Annotated in this window: 12 protein-coding genes and 1 rRNA gene; 9 read left to right on the plus strand and 4 right to left on the minus strand. The window is 69.8% G+C overall.

Annotated elements, in window-relative coordinates:
• Both ACQUST_RS00005 and ACQUST_RS00010 read right to left on the minus strand, forming a co-directional pair.
• Nucleotides 1–183, minus strand: a 16S ribosomal RNA gene (locus ACQUST_RS00005); the annotation flags it as partial.
• A gap of 696 nt (nucleotides 184–879) precedes the next feature.
• The gene (locus ACQUST_RS00010) at nucleotides 880–1,188 is read right to left on the minus strand and encodes a non-histone chromosomal MC1 family protein (protein WP_435123665.1); all 309 of its coding nucleotides are present in this window, start codon (nucleotides 1,186–1,188) and stop codon (nucleotides 880–882) included.
• Between the two features lie 253 nt (nucleotides 1,189–1,441).
• Between ACQUST_RS00010 and ACQUST_RS00015 the strand changes: the two genes are divergently transcribed.
• Nucleotides 1,442–1,639 (plus strand): hypothetical protein, encoded by a 198-nt coding sequence (locus tag ACQUST_RS00015; RefSeq protein WP_435126046.1) that lies wholly within the window; start codon nucleotides 1,442–1,444, stop codon nucleotides 1,637–1,639.
• A 50-nt stretch (nucleotides 1,640–1,689) separates the two neighbouring features.
• Nucleotides 1,690–2,745 (plus strand): quinone-dependent dihydroorotate dehydrogenase, encoded by a 1,056-nt coding sequence (locus ACQUST_RS00020; RefSeq protein ID WP_435123667.1) that lies wholly within the window; start codon nucleotides 1,690–1,692, stop codon nucleotides 2,743–2,745.
• Nucleotides 2,746–2,907: 162 nt separating this feature from the next.
• On the opposite strand, the gene ACQUST_RS00025 is transcribed toward ACQUST_RS00020, so the two are convergent.
• The gene (locus ACQUST_RS00025) at nucleotides 2,908–5,577 is read right to left on the minus strand and encodes a valine--tRNA ligase (protein ID WP_435123668.1); all 2,670 of its coding nucleotides are present in this window, start codon (nucleotides 5,575–5,577) and stop codon (nucleotides 2,908–2,910) included.
• 421 nt (nucleotides 5,578–5,998) lie between these two features.
• Here ACQUST_RS00025 and ACQUST_RS00030 point away from each other — a divergent pair, with 421 nt between their 5' ends.
• The 7 genes from ACQUST_RS00030 to ACQUST_RS00060 all read left to right on the plus strand — a co-directional run bounded on the left by ACQUST_RS00030 (nucleotide 5,999) and on the right by ACQUST_RS00060 (nucleotide 17,017).
• Nucleotides 5,999–8,341, plus strand: a complete 2,343-nt coding sequence (locus tag ACQUST_RS00030) for a DEAD/DEAH box helicase (RefSeq protein ID WP_435123670.1) — start codon at nucleotides 5,999–6,001, stop codon at nucleotides 8,339–8,341.
• Nucleotides 8,342–8,479: 138 nt separating this feature from the next.
• The gene (locus tag ACQUST_RS00035) at nucleotides 8,480–9,985 is read left to right on the plus strand and encodes a phenylalanine--tRNA ligase subunit alpha (protein WP_435123671.1); all 1,506 of its coding nucleotides are present in this window, start codon (nucleotides 8,480–8,482) and stop codon (nucleotides 9,983–9,985) included.
• Nucleotides 9,985–11,883 carry a phenylalanine--tRNA ligase subunit beta gene (gene pheT / locus ACQUST_RS00040; RefSeq protein ID WP_435123673.1) on the plus strand — a complete coding sequence of 633 codons (1,899 nt, stop codon included), beginning with the start codon at nucleotides 9,985–9,987 and terminating at the stop codon, nucleotides 11,881–11,883. Before ACQUST_RS00035 ends, pheT begins: the two co-directional genes overlap by 1 nt.
• A gap of 310 nt (nucleotides 11,884–12,193) precedes the next feature.
• Entirely contained in the window at nucleotides 12,194–14,686 is a 2,493-nt protein-coding gene (locus ACQUST_RS00045) for an ATP-dependent DNA helicase (protein WP_435123675.1), read from the plus strand.
• Nucleotides 14,683–15,180: a KEOPS complex subunit Cgi121 gene (gene cgi121 / locus ACQUST_RS00050; RefSeq protein ID WP_435123676.1), complete on the plus strand. Its 498-nt coding sequence runs from the start codon at nucleotides 14,683–14,685 to the stop codon at nucleotides 15,178–15,180. The genes ACQUST_RS00045 and cgi121 overlap by 4 nt, the downstream gene beginning before the upstream one ends.
• A 403-nt stretch (nucleotides 15,181–15,583) precedes the next feature.
• Nucleotides 15,584–16,186 carry an IMP cyclohydrolase gene (locus ACQUST_RS00055; RefSeq protein WP_435123678.1) on the plus strand — a complete coding sequence of 201 codons (603 nt, stop codon included), beginning with the start codon at nucleotides 15,584–15,586 and terminating at the stop codon, nucleotides 16,184–16,186.
• Between the two features lie 138 nt (nucleotides 16,187–16,324).
• The gene (locus ACQUST_RS00060; RefSeq protein WP_435123680.1) at nucleotides 16,325–17,017 is read left to right on the plus strand and encodes a metallophosphoesterase family protein; all 693 of its coding nucleotides are present in this window, start codon (nucleotides 16,325–16,327) and stop codon (nucleotides 17,015–17,017) included.
• 62 nt (nucleotides 17,018–17,079) lie between these two features.
• Here ACQUST_RS00060 and ACQUST_RS00065 read toward each other — a convergent pair whose 3' ends face one another.
• Nucleotides 17,080–18,258 (minus strand): aspartate kinase, encoded by a 1,179-nt coding sequence (locus ACQUST_RS00065; protein ID WP_435123681.1) that lies wholly within the window; start codon nucleotides 18,256–18,258, stop codon nucleotides 17,080–17,082.
• Nucleotides 18,259–18,420 lie beyond the last annotated feature (162 nt).

Below are 18,420 nucleotides of genomic sequence, written 5' to 3' on the forward strand. Positions count from 1 at the left end.
GCTCCCGGCGTTCCAGCGTGGGAGCGGTATTCGAGATTAGCCTCAGTTTCCCGAGGTTATCTCGATCCGTAGGGTAGTTTGGCCACGTGTTACGGAGCTTTCCGCTACGAGTCTAAACTCGTACAACTAGCATGGCTAAATCGGACCCCGATAGCAATGACCTCCGGCAGGATCAACCGGAATGTTCCTGTCCTGACGGACAGGGGGTGGCGGGAATCACGTCAAAGACGTGATCACCTATTGCGTGGTCCGAGCTCAGTGACACCAACCAGGTGTCACCGAACTATCGAGGCTAACATCAGATACCGTCTTGCGGCGGACCGCAGGGGCGGAATCCTCATTTCTTGCGGATTTCAACCAACTCCTGGCAAGGGCATAAACCCTTCGGAGTGGGTCGAACGTCGGCGAACTCGACCGGATGTGAACCGGACGGAATTCGCACGGTGTCTTTCGCATTCCAACCGAATCGCCGTTCACACTTAAGGTCGTCGGAACGGACCCGGCGAGACCCGGATTGGGTCTGCCGGTTTCGTCCGGACCCGACTGCCTGTCCGTGTGATAAGCGTCGGCGTGAATTTGCGACATCGCCCCAGAGGGGCGTGCCGTGTCACCCGGGTTCGGCCCGGGCGACCTTCGCATTCGTTCGGATGGCAGGGCAGCATAAAAGGCCGTCGTTTCAACCGCTCCCAGTCATGCGGTTTCACGGGGACGTGACTCATGGACGCAGTCGAACGATAGAGGTCGACACGGGCTGGACGCATTTGGGCCTTCGCGTGCATACGCACACGACTACAACGTGGAGACACGCATGGGCGGCCCCGTCAGAAGAACGCAGTCGCTCTCGGCGTGGCGGCGCAAAGAACGTCCAGAACTCCGGCGTCAGCTCTCGAGGTGCTCGATGCCCTGCTTCGAGACGTTCGCTTCGGTAATCTCGTCGGGCATCCAGTCGGGCTTGTTGTCGGGCGCCTCTTCGCGCCACGACCAGCCTTCGTAGATGTGGACCTTGTCGGTCCCCTTCTCACGAAGACGGAGCTCGACGCGGTCGGCCGCGTCCTCCGAGCTGGCTGGTTCCAGCCGACGGGCCGCTTTCAGTGCGGCCTGTCGGGGAGTGTTTCCGGAGTAGACGCTCTCCTCGGTTCCGTCCGATTCGCGCAGCGCGAAGTTTCGCTTACCGTCTTCACGTACCATGGTTTTTCGCCTCCGTGTGACGGCAGCACACACGGTATGATAAACGTATCGGGGAAGTGACCCCTACTCGAAGAAAGACTTTTGTATGATAGCGGCTGGTTCCGCCGGTTTCTCGCTACAGACCCGGGCGAAACCGGGCGCGCGTCGGCTCACGGCCCGCGGTACTGCTCGCGCGCGCCGGATTTGCCGACCGCAAGGGGGTAAACCAACACTTATGTATCCCGTGCGGCGAATCACCGGGTACCACAAGGCGATGGTCCGGAAAAAGACGCTCAGTCCGAGTGGCGCCAAGGACGAGAACGGCGAGTACCACAACGTACACGTGAACCTCCACGAGGACGAGCTGGAAGTGGCCGGCATGGACATCGGCGACGAGGTGTTCGTCAGGGTCCGTGACGGCAAGATAATCATCCAGAAAGCCGACGCCGACGACGTCGAACACGACTTCTAATCGGTCCGTACCCCCTGCGTTCAAGCACCCGCGAGCCGAGGCGCTACTCGATGAGGGCGTACGACCTCGCCAAGCCCGCGCTGTTCGCGCTGCCGCCGGAGACCGCCCACGGAGCGACCCACCGGCTGATGCGCGCCGTTCAGGGAACACCCGTCGAGTCGCTCGTGCGTGACCGCTACGCCGTCGACGACCCGCGGCTCCGCACCGAGGCGTTCGGACTGCAGTTCCCGACGCCGGTCGGCGTCGCCGCCGGATTCGACAAGAACGCTCACGTCCCGCGGTTCCTCGCCTCGCTCGGGTTCGGCCACGTCGAGGTCGGCGGCGTCACCGCGGAGCGGCAGCCCGGGAACCGTCGCCCGCGCATGTTCCGGCTCCGCGAGGACGAAGCGCTCGTGAACCGGATGGGGTTCAACAACGACGGCGCCGACGCGGTCGGCGAGCGACTCGAAGCCGTCCCGGACCCGGACGTCCCGGTCGGCGTCAACGTCGGCAAGTCGAAGTCGACGCCGCTGGCGGAGGCCGCGGAGGATTATCTCTACACGTACGAGCGCGTGGGCGCCCACGCGGACTACGTCGCCGTCAACGTCTCCTCGCCGAACACGCCCGGCCTCAGGTCGCTGCAGAACCGCGACGCGCTCGAGTCCATCCTGGGGGCGCTCGTCGACGCCGGCGCGTCGCCGCTGCTCGTGAAACTGTCGCCCGACCTCCCCGACCCCGCCGTCGAGGAGGCGCTGTCGGTCGTCGACGACCTCGGCCTCGACGGCGTCATCGCGACGAACACGACCACGGACCGCCCCGCGTCGCTGCGGAGCCCGAACGCCGCCGAGCGGGGCGGCCTCTCCGGGAAGCCGATAGAGGAGCGCGCCACCGACCAGATCCGGTTCATCGCCGAGCGGACGGACGTCCCAGTCGTCGGCGTCGGCGGCGTCTCGGACGCCGAGGGCGCCTACCGGAAGATCCGCGCCGGCGCGAGCCTCGTCCAACTGTACACCGGCCTCGTCTACGAGGGGCCGAGCCTCGCACGCGACATCAACGAGGGGCTGCTCGACGTACTGGAGCGCGACGGCTTCGACTCCGTCGCGGACGCGGTCGGCGCGGACCTGTAATCGAACCGGCGAGCGGCGGGCGCCGAAAGGAGAACCAGTCGCGGCGACGCGGTCAGGCGCACCGAATCCGGGAGCGGCGCGTCCGGCGGCGTGGGCGGTGAAGATGACGAGGGAGGCGGTGATGAGGCCGGCGGTGAGAGCGGCGGTGACTGTGCCGGCGGGTCAGTCGTGGACGATGACGACGGCGTCCTCGGGTTCGAGCAGTTCGCCGTCGCCGGTGTAGCGGCGTTCGCGTTCCACGTCGAACAGCGACTCGTCGAGCGTCTCGCCGGCGACGTGGAGTTCGCCGTCCTCGATGGTGTAGTCGCCGGCGTCGATGCCGGCGTCGATGTCGCCGACCTTCTCGCCGTACTTCGGGCCGACCTCGGCGTAGTCGAGGTCGATGCCGGTGACGACCGACTCGATTTCGGGTTCGGCGGCGAGCACGTCGAGGTCGTCGACGTTCATGACGCCGCGGATGTCGTCGGCGAACGCCTCGACGTCGCCTTCGCCGTACACTTCGACGCGGTCGAGTTCGGCGTTCAGCGGGAGCTGGCGTTCGCTCTTGTACCGGCGGAGCGCGCCGATGACGGCGGTGGCGGTGCGGCCGGCGGCGTGATCGGCGTCGACGCCGAGCGGCGCCGGCCAGTCCTGCAGGTGGACCGAGTCGACCGCGTCGTCGCCGGCGGCGTCCGCGGCGTCGGGGTCGGCCGCGGCGTCGGCGTACATGTCGTGCCACAGCTCCTCGGTGACGTGTGCGAGGAACGGCGCGAACAGCTTCAGGAAGCGCCGGTGGGCGACGCGGAGCGCGTACTGCGCGGCCGGGTCGTCGTCGTCGGCCTCGCGGACCCGGGTCTTCGCGACTTCGAGGTAGTCGTCACAGAAGGTGTGCCAGAAGAAGCCGCGGAGGCCGTCGCGGGCCTTCGAGAACTCGCGCTGTTCGAGCTGGTCGGTGAGCGTCTCGGTGAGGTCGTCGAGTTCGGCGAGCAGCCAGCGGTCGAGTTCGCGGAGGTCGTCGTGGGCGACGTCCGGGTCGTCGTCGGGGGTGAGCGAGTCGACGAGCTTCGAGGCGTTCCAGAGCTTCTGCAGCAGCTTCTCGCCGGCGCGCAGCCCCTTCTCGTTGTACGGCAGGTCGTCGCCGACGGCGGAGCCGGCGGCCCAGTACCGGGCGGCGTCGACGGGGAACTGCGCGAGCACCTCCTCGGGGGCGACGACGTTCCCGACGGACTTGCTCATCTTCTCGCGGTTCTCGTCGAGCACCATCCCGTTGATCATCACGGAGTCGAACGGCACCTCGCCGGTGTGCTCGTAGCACTTGACGACGGTGTGGAACAGCCAGAAGCTGATGATGTCGTGGCCCTGCGGCCGCAGGTCGAACGGGAACAGCTCCGGGCGCTCCATGGTGAACTCCTCAGCGTCGGCGTCCCAGTCCCAGCCGGCGTTGACGAGCGGCGTCAGGCTGGACGTCGCCCACGTGTCGAGCACGTCGCTCTCCGGTTCGAACTCGTCGTGGCCGCAGGCGGGGCAGGCGTCCACCGGCGGGTCGTCCGACAGCGGGTCGACCGGCAGGTCTTCCTTGTCGGCGACGACGACCTCGTCGCAGTCGTCGCAGTACCACACCGGGAACGGGATGCCCGAGGAGCGCTGCCGGGAGATGAGCCAGTCCCACTGCAGCCCCTCGATCCAGTGTTCGTACCGCGTGAACATCTTCTCGGGGAACCAGTCCATCTCGCGGCCGGCCTGCAGGTACTCGTCGGCGCGGTCGAGCATCCGGATGTACCACTGCTCGGTGACGAGGAACTCGACGCTGACGCCACAGCGCTCGTGGACGTTGACGGTGTGCGTGATGGCCCAGCGGTCGAGCAGGTACCCTTCGTCGTCGAGGTCGGAGACGATGGCTTCCCGCGCCTCCGAGGAGTGCAGCCCCTCGTAGGCGCCGGCGACGTCGGTCATGTGGCCTGACTCGTCGATGGCGACGCGGAGGTCCAGGTCGTGCGCCTGGTACCACTCGATGTCGTTCTGGTCGCCGAACGTACAGCACATCACGATGCCGGAGCCGGTGTCCATGTCGACGCGGTCGTCGGCGATGACCGGGACGGTCTGGCCGAACAGCGGCACCTCCGCCTCCGCGCCGACGAGGTGCTGGTTGTCGTCGTCGTCCGGGTGGACGAAGACGGCGACGCACGCCGGCAGCAGTTCGGGTCGCGTCGTCGAGATCGTGAACTGCTCGTCGTCGCCGGCGACGTCGAAGGCGATGTCGTGGAAGTGGCTGTCCTGCTCGTCGTCTTCGGTCTCCACCTGCGAAATCGCGGTTTCGCACTCCGGACACCAGATGGCGGGCGCCTTCTCGCGGTACTCGCGGCCCTGCTCGTACAGGTCGAGGAACGACAGCTGGGAGATGCGCTGGACGCGCGGCTCGATGGTCTGGTACGTCTGGTCCCAGTCGACCGAGATGCCGAGCCCCTGGACGTTCTCGGTGAACTGCGACTCGTAGTCGGCGCAGACGTCCCGGCACTTCGCCTGGAACTCCCGGCGCTCGAAGTCCTGGTGGCGAATCCCGAGTTCCTCCTCCGTGAGCCGCTCGGAGGCGATGCCGTTGTCGTCGAACCCGAACGGGAAGTAGACGGTGTCGTCGTGCATCCGGTGGAACCGGGCGACGATGTCCTGCAGCGTGAACCCGTACAGGTGGCCCATGTGGAGACTCCCGGATACGGTGGGCGGCGGCGTGTCGATGGAGAAGACGGTGTTGGGGTCGGTCGCGGCCTCCTCGTCGTAGGCGTACGTGTCCGCCTCGACCCACCGGCGCTGCCACTTCGACTCGGCGGCCTCGGGGTCGTAGTCTCCGCTGGGCATTTCCGTCCGTCACTACCCCGGAACGCCTGTTAAACGACTCGATTGTCCGGGGACGCCTGCCACGACCGCTCACGGGACCGTTCTCGGGACGCACCGCGGAGCCGGAGACGAGAAAGTTCAGCGACGACCCCGAGCGGCGGAGATGAGCGACGGAGGCACGTTCTTGTCTCCGGCGCGTGGCGGCCGCGCTACGTCGCGGCCGCGAGCGCGCGAGGGGCGGCGGCGCGGCCGAGCGGCAGCGAGGACGCGCCGGCGTCGGCTGGGGAGGGCGAGGCCGACCGAAGGCCCGACCCGGCACGGCTCGCCGGCGCGGAACGCCGAGAAGGAAACACCTATCCGCGAAAGCGTCCCGACGTACTCGTAGCTACCGGCGCGGGCCGCGTCGCCGCCGCGGCCCCGCCACCTGCCCTACACTCAACAGATGAAAGTCGCAGACGCAGTCCCAGAGTTCGCCGACGCGTTCGGGTTCGAGGAGTTCAACCGGATGCAGCGCGAGGCGCTGCCGGCGATTCTGGAGCGCGACGACAACATCGTCGCGGCCGCGCCGACCGCCTCCGGGAAGACGGCGCTCGCGGAGCTCGCCATCTGCGAGACGCTGCGCGAGGACGGCACCGCGCTGTTCGTCGCGCCGATGCGCGCGCTCACCAACGAGAAGGAGTCCGAGTGGGAGCGGTTCGAAGAGCTGGGCTACTCGGTGTACGTCGTCACCGGCGAACGCGACCTGAATCCGCGGCGCGCCGAGCGCGCCGACATCCTCGTGATGACGCCGGAGAAGGCCGACTCCGCCACTCGGAAACACGAGTCCGCCCGCTACGGCTTCATCGCCGACGTCGACTGCTGTGTCATCGACGAGGTCCACCTGCTCGACTCCGAGAAGCGCGGCGCCGTCCTCGAAGTCACGATTTCGCGGCTCCGCCGCATCTGCGACCCGCGCGTCGTCGCGCTCTCGGCGACGATGCCGAACGTCGGCGACGTCGCCGAGTGGCTCGACGCGCCGCCGAAGACGACGTTCCAGTTCGGCGACGAGTACCGCCCGGTCGACCTCGAAACCGGCGTGAAGACGTACACCCACGGCGAAAACGGGTTCGCCGACAAGTACCGCCGGCTGTACCGCGCGCTCGACCTCGCCGAGCCGCACATCCGCGAGGACGGCCAGTCGCTCGTGTTCGTCTCCTCGCGGCAGGACACCGTGATGGCGGCGAAGAAGGCCCGGGACGAACTCGCCGAGCGCGACGTCCCGATGGGCGCCCGCGGCGACTACGACTTCCACACCGAGGCGAAGGAGCTGAACAACGAGACGCTTCGCCACTCCGTCCCGGACGGCGTCGCGTTCCACCACGCCGGCCTGTCGAAGTTCGACCGCGACAAGGTCGAAGCGTGGTTCAAGGAGGGGAAGATTCAGCTGCTGTTCTCCACGTCGACGCTCGCGTGGGGCGTGAACCTCCCGGCGCGCTGCGTCGTCATCCGCGACACGAAGCACCACGACCCGCTGGAGGGCGACGTCGACATCAGCCCGCTGGACGTCCTGCAGATGCTCGGCCGCGCCGGCCGCCCCGGCTACGACGACGTCGGCTACGGCTGGGTCGTCTGTGACCGCTCGGACGCCGACAAGTACCGCGCGCTGCTCCGAGACGGCAAGGAGATCGAGTCGCGGCTCGCCGCCGAAGTCGAGTCGCACCTGAACGCCGAAATCGCGCTCGGCACCATCACCGGCCTCGACGACGTGATGGACTGGCTGGAGACGACGTTCTACTACGTCCGCGCGAAGTCGAAGCCGGACGAGTACGACTTCGAGGGCATCCGCGACCGCGTCCGCGACACCCTGAACTCGCTGGTCGACAAGGGGTTCGTGGAGACCGACGACTCCCTCGGCGTCGAGGCGACGACGCTCGGCCGGCTCACCTCGAAGTACTACCTGCGGCTCGAAACCGCAGAGCGGTTCAAGCGGCTCGCCGACCGCGACGACGTCGACGAGGCCGGGGTTCTGCGGACCGTCGCGGCGGCCGCCGAGTTCGACTCCGTGTCCGCGCGCGCCTCCGAGACCGACGCCGTCGACCGCGTCCTCTCGGACACGTCGACCGACCTGGAGGACGGCCACCGGAAGGTGTACGCCATCCTGCGCGCCGCCGTCCGCGGGAAGACGCCGTCGGACCTCCGGTCGGACGCGTGGGTGATTCGGCAGAACGCGCTGCGGCTGCTCGCGGCGCTCCGGGAGTTCCTCGACGACTTCGCGGGCGCCCGCGCGGCGAACCTCGCGCGGCGCGTCGAGGCCCGCGTCGAACACGGCGTCCCGGCGGAGGCGGCGGGGCTCACCGCCGTCGACGGCATCGGGTCGAGCCGCGCCGAGAACCTCGCCGCCGGCGGCCTGACGTCGCCCGCTGCCCTCGTCGCCGGCGGCGCGTCCGAACTCGCCGCGGCGGGGCTCTCGGAGGGCGTCGCCGAGCGCGTCCTGAAGCAGGCGAAGCGGCTCCCGCGCGCCGAAGTCGAGTGGGCGGACTTCCCGGACAGCATCGGCGTCGGCGAGAACGACGTCCGGGAGTTGACGGTGCGGAACCGCGGCGGCGGCGCCCGCGCCGGGATTCGCGTCACCGCGAACGGCGTCGAGATGCACGAGAAGACGCTGTACTTCTCCGACGAGACCACGGTCCCGGTCGGCGTGTTCGGCGCGGCCGGCGAATCGGAGATGCGCTACGAGGTCGAGGTCGTCTACCCCGAACTCCCGCTGCTCCCCGAGACCGACGCCCGAACCGTCTCCATCGACTGACCGCGGCACGGCGAACGGGGCTGGTTCCCCGGGCCGTCCCGGCGAAACCGCTCGACCGGGACGGCGTCGCGGACGCCGAGCCGGCCGTGCGAGGTCGGAACGACTAACCGACGACACGCCGCACACTCACCCAACGAAATGCGACGTCCACACGCCCAGGTCGCGCTGCTGGAGGCAGCGAGCGCGACCGACGCAAAGACCGTCGAACAGCTCGCAGACGAGACGGACCTGAAGCCGGCGACCGTCACCCGCGCCGCCTTCGACCTCCGCGACGACGGCCTCGTCGCGGTGACGGAGTCCGTCGAGGAGTCCGCCGAACTCACCGAGGAGGGCCGGCGGTACGCCGAGGCGGGGCTGCCGGAGATTCGGCTGTACCGCGCCGCCGTCGACGCCGGCGCCGACGAGGACCCGGTGTCGATGGGCGAGGTCATCGGCGCCGCCGACCTCGACGGCCCGGCCGTCGACATCGCGCTGTCGAACTTCGCGCGGAAGGGGTACGGCAGCATGGACAGCGGCGAACTCAGCGCCGACCCGGACGCCGCACCCGGCGAGGACGAAGAGGCCGCCGCGCTCGCCGCGCTCGCCGCCGGCGACGACGTGGCCGACGGCGACGTGCTCGACGAACTGGACCGGCGCGGCCTCGTCGAACTGTCCGAGCGCACCGTCCGGTCGGTGACGCTCACCGACGAGGGCGTGACGGCGCTGATGGAGGGCGTCGAGGCGGCGGAGACCGCAGACCGGCTCACGCCGGAGCTGTTGACGTCCGGCGAGTGGGCGGACGTCGAGTTCACCGAGTACAACGTCGAGGCCGACGCGCCCGACGTCGACGGCGGCCGGACGCACGTCCTGCGGAACATGGCCGACCGCGTGAAGGACGTCCTCGTCGGCATGGGCTTCCAGGAGATGGAGGGGCCGCACGCCGACGCGGACTTCTGGATCAACGACTGCCTGTTCATGCCGCAGGACCACCCGGCGCGGACGCACTGGGACCGGTTCGCGCTCGACGTGCCGCCGGTCGACGACCTCCCCGCCGACCTCGTCGACCGCGTCGAGGACGCCCACCGGAACGGCGTCGGCGACGACGGCGACGGCTACCACTCGCCGTGGAGCGAGGACTTCGCGCGCGCCGTCGCGCTGCGCGGCCACACGACGTCGCTGTCGATGCGGTACCTCTCCGGGTACGCCGGCGCCGACGTCGACCCGCCGAAGCGGTACTTCTCCGTCGAGAAGGCGTACCGGAACGACACGCTCGACGCCACGCACCTGCTGGAGTTCTTCCAGATCGAGGGCTGGGTGATGGCCGAGGACCTGTCGGTGCGCGACCTGATGGGGACGTTCGAGGAGTTCTACCGCCAGTTCGGCATCGAGGAGATACGGTTCAAGCCGCACTACAATCCGTACACGGAGCCGAGCTTCGAGCTGTTCGGCGAACACCCGGAGACGGGCGAGGAGATCGAAATCGGGAACTCCGGGCTGTTCCGCGAGGAGGTGCTGTCGCCGCTCGGCGTCGACTGCGACGTGATGGCGTGGGGGCTCGCGCTCGAACGGCTCGCGATGCTCACGACCGGCGCCGAGGACATCCGCGACCTGCACGGAACGCTCGCGGACCTCGAGTTCCTGCGGAACGCGGAGGTGACCTACTGATGCCAGTCGTCGACATCGACACGGACGAGCTACGCGAACTGACCGGCCACGACGAAAAGAGCGACGACGAGTTCACAGACGACCTGTTCGCGCTCGGCCTCGAGTACGAGGGCGACACGGACGAGGGCGAACTCCAGTTCGAGTTCGGTCCGGACCGGCTCGACCGGCTGTCCGTCGAGGGCGTCGCGCGGTCGCTGCGCTACCAGTACGGCGACGCGCGCGGCGTCCACGTCCCCGACACGAACGACTCGGACTGGACCATCGAGGTGGACGAGTCCGTCCCGGACGAGCGGCCGTTCGTGACGGGCGCCGTCGTCCGCGGCGTCGACCTCGACGAGTCCGCGCTCGACTCGCTCATCCAGCTGCAAGAGAAGCTGCACGCGACGATGGGGCGGGGGCGCGCGAAGGGCGCCATCGGCATCCACGACCTCACGATGCTGAAAGGCGCCGGGCTCGGCACCGCCGGCGGCAGCCTCGACCTCGGCGGCGGCCTCGCCGGCGGGAGCAGCGACCTCGACGGCGCCGGCGACGACGCCGAACCGGACGTGGACGCCGACCTCGGCGCGGACCTCGACGGCTCCGAGGCGCCCGAGGACGTCGGCGACGGCCGGTCCGCGGCGGAGGCGTCCGCGAACAGCATCACGTACCGCGGCGTCGACCCGGACGGCGACCGGTTCGTGCCGCTCGATTCGGACGCCGCGATGACGCCCGGCGACGTCCTGACGGACCACCCGACCGGCGAGACGTACGCCGACCTCGTCGAGGACCTGGAGCGCTACCCGGCCATCTACGACGAAATTGGGCTGTTCTCGTTCCCGCCGGTCATCAACGGGTCGCGCACCGAGGTGTCGACCGACTCGCGGGACCTGTTCGTCGAACTCACCGGGACCGACCAGTGGACCATCGACAAGATGTGCGTCATCATCTGCTACGCGCTCGCCGCCCGCGGCGGCACCGTCGAGGAGGTGGAGGTCGTCTACGCCGACGGCGCCACGACGCCCGACGAGTACGGCGCGGAACTGGTCCGGCCGGACCTCGACACCGACGAGAAGTCCGTCTCGCACGACCGCATCGAGACGATGCTCGGCGTCGACCTCGACGCCGACGACGTCGTCGACCTGTTCGAGCGCAGCGGCCTGGACGCGACGTACTCGCTCGGCGAGGAGACCGTGTACGACGTGACGATTCCGCCGTACCGCGTCGACGTCCTCCACCCGCTCGACCTCGTCGACGACGTCGGCCGGGCGTACGGCTTCAACGAACTGGAGCCGACGTACCCCGACATCGGCACCATCGGCGGCCGACACGAACACAGCCGGCTCGAAGACGCCGTCCGCACCAGCCTGGTCGGCCTCGGCTTCGAGGACATGCTGAACTTCCACATGACGTCGGCCGCCGAGAACTACGACCGGATGCGGCTCTCGGAGGGCGACGACGACTTCGGGGCGGCGCCGCGCGCGGAAATCACGAGCCCGTACAGCGAGGAGTACACGCAGCTTCGGACGTGGGCGCTGCCGTCGCTGACGCAGGTGCTGGAGAACAACACCCACCGGGCGTACCCGCAGGACCTCGCCGAGGTCGGCTTCGTCGCGCACCGCGACGACGACGTCAACACCCGGGTCGCAGAGTCCCGGCACGTCGCCGCCGTCGTCGCCCGCACCGACGCGACCTACGAGGACGCGAAGGCGCGGCTCCAGGCGCTCTGTGACGACTTCGACGCGGAACTGGAGACGCCGGCGACCGCACACCCGAGTTTCATCCCGGGCCGCGTCGCCGACGTCGTCGTCGACGGCGAGCGCGTCGGCGTCATCGGCGAACTCCACCCCGAAGTGCTGGTGGAGCGCGACCTCGAAGTGCCGGTCGCGGCGTTCGAGTTCGACGTGTCCGCGCTCGAATAGGCCGCCACTGAACGGTCGCCCGACGCCCGATTTTTGCGGGGGCGCTTCCGCAGCCCACAGCCGCGCCGCCAGTGGCGACGAAACCGGACGACACCGGAGGGATTCCGCTTCGGATTCCACCGGAAGCGAGGGGGTTCAGACGCCGCCGGAATCGGCACCCGAAACGCCCCTTCGATGCGGCCGCCAGGACGCGGCAACCCCGGCGACCGCGGCGGCAGCACCGGGAGCCGGCCGGCAGCGGCGCCGCCGGGGCGACCACTTCCACCGTGCCTCCGACAGTTTAAACCGCCGAACGGGGCTAGAGACGGCAATGAAGCCATCCGACGTCTCGACCCTCCCGCCGGGCGTCGCCGACGCGCTCGAAGGGGAGGGCATCGAGGAGTTCTATCCGCCGCAGGCGGCCGCGGTGGAGGCCGGCGTCGCCGACGGCGAGTCGGTCGTCGCGTCCGTCCCGACGGCGTCCGGGAAGACGCTGATCGCGGAGCTCGCGATGCTGTCGGCGGTGCAGCGCGGCGGGAAGGCGCTCTACATCGTGCCGCTGCGGGCGCTGGCCTCCGAGAAGAAAGCGGAGTTCGAGCGGTGGGAGGAGTTCGGCGTCGACGTCGGCGTCTCCACCGGGAACTACCAGTCCGACGGCGAGTGGCTGGCCAGCCGGGACGTCATCGTCGCGACCTCCGAGAAGGTGGACTCGCTGATACGGAACGGCGCGCCGTGGGTGGACGACCTCACCTGCGTCGTCTCCGACGAGGTCCACCTCGTCGACGACAGCCACCGCGGCCCGACGCTGGAAGTGACGCTCGCGAAGCTCCGCCGCATCAACGCGGGGCTGCAGGTCGTCGCGCTCTCGGCGACCGTCGGGAACGCCGACGAGGTGGCGTCGTGGCTGGACGCGACGCTCGTCGAGTCCGACTGGCGCCCCATCGACCTGAAGATGGGGGTGCACTACGGCAGCGCCGTCTCGTTCGACGACGGAAGCAAGCGCGAAGTCCCGGTCGAGACGGGGGAGAAGCCGACGTCGGCGCTGGTCGCGGACGCGCTCGACGAGACCGTCGACGGCCAGCGCGGCTCGTCGCTCGTGTTCGTGAACTCCCGCCGGAACGCCGAGGGCGCCGCGAAGCGGCTCGCGGGCGTGACCGCGAAGCGGCTCGAACAGGGCGAACGCCGCGAACTGGAGGAGCTCGCGGCCGACATCCGGGACGTCTCGGACACCGACACGGCCGACGACCTGGCCGACTGCGTCGTCGACGGCGCCGCGTTCCACCACGCCGGGCTGGCGAGCGAACACCGCAGCCTCGTCGAGGACGCGTTCCGCGACCGACTCATCAAGTGCATCTGCGCGACGCCGACGCTCGCCGCCGGCGTCAACACGCCCGCGCGCCGCGTCGTCGTCCGCGACTGGAAGCGCTACGACGGCGAGTTCGGCGGCATGAAGCCGCTCGACACGCTCGAAGTCCAGCAGATGATGGGCCGCGCCGGCCGCCCCGGCCTCGACCCGTACGGCGAAGCCGTGCTGCTCGCGAACGACCACGACACCCAAGAGGAGCTGTTCGAGCGGTACATCTGGGCCGACCCGGAGCCGGTCCGGTCGAAGCTCGCCGCCGAGCCGGCGCTCCGCACCCACCTGCTCGCCACCGTCGCCTCCGGCTTCGCCAACAGCCGCGACGGCCTGCTCGAGTTCCTCGGCCGGACGCTGTACGCGAGCCAGACCGACGACGACCAGCGGCTCGAAGCCGTCACCGACCGCGTCCTCGACTACCTCGACGCGAACGGCTTCGTCGACCGCGAGGACGGCACCGTCACCGCGACCGGCATCGGCCACACCGTCTCGCGGCTCTACCTCGACCCGATGAGCGCCGCCGAAATCATCGACGGCCTCCGGGACGCGCTGGACACCGGCGACACGCGGACGAGCACGCGGACGCGACGGTCCGCCGGCACCGACGAGAACGCCGACGCCGCAGACGCCGACGACGTCGACGCCGCAGACGCCGAGTTCGTCACGGGCTCGGACCTCCTCGACGCCGCCGGCGACGCTGACAGCGACGACGCTGCCGGCGAGGTCGACGGTACCGGCGAGACCGACGCCGGCGACGACGGTCCTGACGCGGAATCCGACCCGGAGCTGACGCCGCTCGGCCTGTACCACCTCGTCGCCCGGACGCCGGACATGTACCAGCTCTACCTGAAATCCGGGGACCGCGAGACGTACGAGGAGGAGTTCTACGAGCGCGAACCGGAGTTCCTCGGCGGCGCGCCCTCGGAGTTCGAAGACGTCGCGTGGGAGGACTGGCTCGCGGCGCTGAAGACCGCGCGGCTGCTTGAGGACTGGGCGAGCGAACTGGACGAGGACCGCATCGCCGAGCGGTACGGCGTCGGCCCCGGCGACATCCGCGGGAAAGTGGAGACCGCGGAGTGGCTGCTCGGCGCCGCCGAACAGCTCGCCGGCGAACTCGACCTCGGCGTCAGCGTCCAGATCCGCGAGGCGAAAAAGCGGGTCGAGTACGGCGTCCGCGACGAACTGCTCGACCTCGCCGGGGTTCGCGGCGTCGGCCGGAAGCGCGCCCGTCGGCTGTTCGAGGCCGGCATCGAGAGCCGCGCCGACCTCCGCGACGCCGACAAGTCGGTGGTGCTCGCCGCGCTCCGCGGCCGCCGGAAGACCGCCGAGAACGTCCTCGAAGCCGTCGGCCGCCCGGACCCGTCGATGGACGACGTGACCAAGGACGCCTCCGTGTCGGCGGCGACCACCGCGGCCGCGAACGGCGACGACGACGGCGGACAGGCCACGTTCGGTGATTTCTCGTGAGGCTCGTCGACGGCCGCGCGGTCATCGACGACCTCGACGCCTTCCTCGGCGACCTCGACGCCGTCGCCGACGACGCGGGGTGCACCGTACAGGCGTTCGACGCGCGCTACGTCGTCGGCCGCGACCACCTCGCTCGCGCCGTCGAACTGGCCGACCGGGCGTTCACCCGCGGCGAGAACGTCGCCCGCGACCGCGGCATCGAAATCACGCTGTACGCCGCCGGCCGCCGGCAGATAAACGAGGCGCTCGACCTCGGCGTCGCCGAGGGGGAGCTGCCGGTCGTCGTGCTCTGTGACGGCGGCGACGAGGCGGAAGCCGCCGCAGAGGACCGCGTCCGCGACCTCCTCGACGACTCCGTGGACGCGCTCGGCGACTACGACGAGGCGCTCGTCCGGGAGTTCTTCGACGTCACCGCCACCGAACTGGCGGCGACCGACGGCGACCTCGGCGACGTCGTCCTCGAGCGAGTGGCGCTGCTCGACGTCAGGAAGTAGTTTGGAGCGTCCCGAAGGCCGGGGACGCCCGGAGCGCGCAGAGCGGACAGAGCCACCATCTGACGCGCGTCAGACACACCCCATCATTTCGACTGGAAACAGCGTGACTGCGCAGGGAATCGTCTCGACACGAAACGAGCGGAAGGATAGTCCATACTGGATTCGAACCAGTGTCGTTGCCCCCAGAAGGCAACAGGATTGGCCACTACCCCAATGGACTGCGTGCATTCGCCGACGGCGCCTCCGTCAGCATCACTCCGTAGTCGGTTGGAACATATGAGTGTTGCGAACCCGGTTCGGGCGGCGACCCGCGGCCGTCACGGGTGTCTCAGCCGCCGCCCCCGCCGCGCTCGTCCGTGCATACACCGCCACCTATTTGCCGAGTCGATGGGCAGTATCGTGTATGTACCTCGGCCGTTTCGTCGTCGTCGGCCCGAAAGTCGGCGCCTACCGCGTCTCCTCGCGCAGCTTCCCGAACCGCGAAATCGTGCGCCGCGGCGACGACACCCTGACCGTCGGCCCGACCGCCGAGGCGGAGCCGACCGACAACCCCTACGTGTCGTACAACTGCGTCCGCGTCGCCGGCGACGACCGCGACCCGTCCGCCGTCGTCGGAAACGGCTCGCACGTCGACCCCGTCGCCGAGAAGGTCGACCGGGGCTACCCGGCGCGGGACGCGCTCGTCGAGGCGCTGCACGCGCTCGACTACGAGAAGGACGACTACGACACGCCGCGGGTCGCCGGCGTCGTCGACGACGACACCGCCCACGTCGGCATCGTCCGCCGCGACGCGCTGCTCGTCCGCGAGGTCGACGAGCCGCACCTGGTCGCGACGTACGAGGAGGACGAGCCGCGGCCGTTCGACTTCGAGCCGACCACCGCCGTGTCGGCCGCCCGCACCGCCTACGGCCTCGACTACGAACACGCCGTCTGCGCCGCCGGCGTCCACGTCGGCGACGACAGCGTCGGGCTGGCGGTCGAAAACGGGGAACGCGAGGCGGAGTGAGGGAGCGAAGCGACCGAACGACGCCTCGACCCACGGCGGCGAGGTCCGCAGGGCCGAGCCGCCATCTACGGTTTTGCGAACGCGGAGCGAGAGAGCGGCGTCGCTGGAGGTAACAGGCGTGACGCCGTACGGTGTCCCGTGCAACTGGGAGTCATCTCAGACATCCACGGCAACAGGGTCGCGCTGGAGGCGGTGCTCGACGACATGCCGCCGGTGGACGGCGTGGTGTGCGCCGGCGACGTCGTCGGCTACGGCCCGTGGCCAGGCGACTGCGTCGCGGCGCTGCGGGAGCGCGGCGTCCCGACGGTGAGCGGGAACCACGACCGCGCCGTCGTCGCCGGGTCGGCGCCGGGGTTCAACGGGATGGCGAGAGCCGGCGTCGAGTACGCGCGGGAGACGCTCGACGAGGCGGCGGTGGAGTGGCTCGGCGGCCTGCCGCACCGCCGCGTCGTCGGCGGGAACCGGGTCGCGGTCGCGCACGGCCACCCGGCGGAGCCGGACCGCTACACGTACCCGAAGGAGTTCACCGGCGGTCTCGTCGACACCGCGGCCGACCAACTGGCGGTCGACCCGGGCGGGCTGGACGCGCTGATTCTCGGCCACACCCACGTCCAGGGCCACGAGACGTTCCCGGAGGGCGTCGTGTTGAACCCCGGGAGCGTCGGGCAGCCGCGCGACCGCGACCCGCGGGCGGCGTACGCCGTCCTCGACGTCGAAGACCGGTCGGTGACGGAACACCGCGTGGAGTACGACGTCGACGCGGTCGCCGAGGCGGTCGACGACGCCGGCCTCCCGTCAGCAATCGGGGAGCGGCTGTTCGACGGGAAATAGAGTGGGCGAGGCGGAGAAGAGCAGTGAGGAGCGGAGCGGCGCGGCGGAAGCCCGACCGCGGCTCAGAACTCCTCTTGGACGATTTCGAGCGCGTCCTCGGCGTCGGCCCAGTCGACGAAGAGGGCGACGGAGGTGGCGGAGGTGATGATGTCGTGGACGTTGATGCCGGCGGCGGCGATGGGGCCGACGATGTCCGAGATGACGCCGGGGCGGTTCGGGAGTTCGCCGCCCATGACGCGGACGACCGCGAACTCCTCTTTGACGGTGACCGACGACAGCGACTCGTCGGTGACGACCTCGTCGTGCAGCGCGGTCTCGGCGCGCTCGGCGAACGCCGTGTCGACGTAGAACGTCACGGAGTCCATGCCGGAGGCGACCGCGTCGATGTTGACGTCGGCGTCGCGGAGCGCCGTCGAGAGGTCCGCGAGGATGCCGGGCCGGTTCCGGATGGCGCGGCCGGCGACCGTGATGCAGGCGAGCGACCCCTCCCGCATGTCGATGAGGTTCTCGAAGCTCCCCTCGATGGTGGTGCCGCCGGCGAGCAGATCGCCGTGCTGGTAGTGGACGACGCGGACGTCGAGGTCTTCGTCCTTGTAGCTGAGCGCCGACGGCGCGACGACTTCGGCGCCGCGGAACGAGAGGTTCCTGAGTTCGTCGACCGTGATGCGCGCGACGTTCCGGGCGCCCTCGACGACGTGCGGGTCGCCGGTCATGACGCCCTCGACGTCGGTGACGATGACGACCTCGTCGGCGTCCATGAACCGGCCGAGCATCACGGCGGTCGTGTCCGAGCCGCCGCGTCCGAGCGTCGTCACCTTCCCGTCGAGCGTCTGCGCGAGGAACCCGGTGATGATGGGGACGACGCCGTCCATCTCCGCTGCGAGTTTCTCCGCGCGCTCGCGCGTCGCCTCGGCGTCGACCTCGCCGTGTTCGTTCGTGATGACCGGCCAGTCGTCGCTCCCCGGTTCGAGGAAGACGGCGTCGACGCCGCGGGCCGACAGCGCCGCCTTCAGCATCCGGACCGAGGTACGTTCGCCCATCGAGACGATTTCGGCGCGGTCGTCCGGCTCCACCTCGAACTGTATCTCCTCGAGCAGGTCGTCGGTCGTCGACCCCATCGCGGAGGCGACGACGGCGATCTCGTGGCCCTCCTCAACGGCCTTCGCGACGGTGTCGGCGGCGCGGTCGATTCGGTCGCCCGACCCGAGCGACGTGCCGCCGAACTTCGCGACGACCCGCATCAGCACGCCACCTCTCGGCGGCGGAATCGGCAGACTCGACGGTGACAAGCGGCGTCAGGGTTCATGACCGCCCGTAGCACGGGTCGGCGTTTAACGCTGTCCTCCGTCCCGAGGATTGCCGCAGCTGCGCGGGCCCGAGTCGTCGGTGCGGGGTCGACCCCC

Origin of the sequence: Halobaculum sp. D14 (genome assembly GCF_051195135.1) — an archaeon.
Lineage (GTDB): Archaea > Halobacteriota > Halobacteria > Halobacteriales > Haloferacaceae > JBNTKA01.

Bases quoted from the DNA above. Each gene is read 5' to 3' on its own strand.
- ACQUST_RS00010 (WP_435123665.1), bottom strand. From the start codon at position 1,188: ATGGTACGTGAAGACGGTAAGCGAAACTTCGCGCTGCGCGAATCGGAC.
- ACQUST_RS00015 (WP_435126046.1), top strand. From the start codon at position 1,442: ATGGTCCGGAAAAAGACGCTCAGTCCGAGTGGCGCCAAGGACGAGAAC.
- ACQUST_RS00020 (WP_435123667.1), top strand. From the start codon at position 1,690: ATGAGGGCGTACGACCTCGCCAAGCCCGCGCTGTTCGCGCTGCCGCCG.
- ACQUST_RS00025 (WP_435123668.1), bottom strand. From the start codon at position 5,577: ATGCCCAGCGGAGACTACGACCCCGAGGCCGCCGAGTCGAAGTGGCAG.
- ACQUST_RS00030 (WP_435123670.1), top strand. From the start codon at position 5,999: ATGAAAGTCGCAGACGCAGTCCCAGAGTTCGCCGACGCGTTCGGGTTC.
- ACQUST_RS00035 (WP_435123671.1), top strand. From the start codon at position 8,480: ATGCGACGTCCACACGCCCAGGTCGCGCTGCTGGAGGCAGCGAGCGCG.
- pheT (WP_435123673.1), top strand. From the start codon at position 9,985: ATGCCAGTCGTCGACATCGACACGGACGAGCTACGCGAACTGACCGGC.
- ACQUST_RS00045 (WP_435123675.1), top strand. From the start codon at position 12,194: ATGAAGCCATCCGACGTCTCGACCCTCCCGCCGGGCGTCGCCGACGCG.
- ACQUST_RS00055 (WP_435123678.1), top strand. From the start codon at position 15,584: ATGTACCTCGGCCGTTTCGTCGTCGTCGGCCCGAAAGTCGGCGCCTAC.
- ACQUST_RS00065 (WP_435123681.1), bottom strand. From the start codon at position 18,258: ATGCGGGTCGTCGCGAAGTTCGGCGGCACGTCGCTCGGGTCGGGCGAC.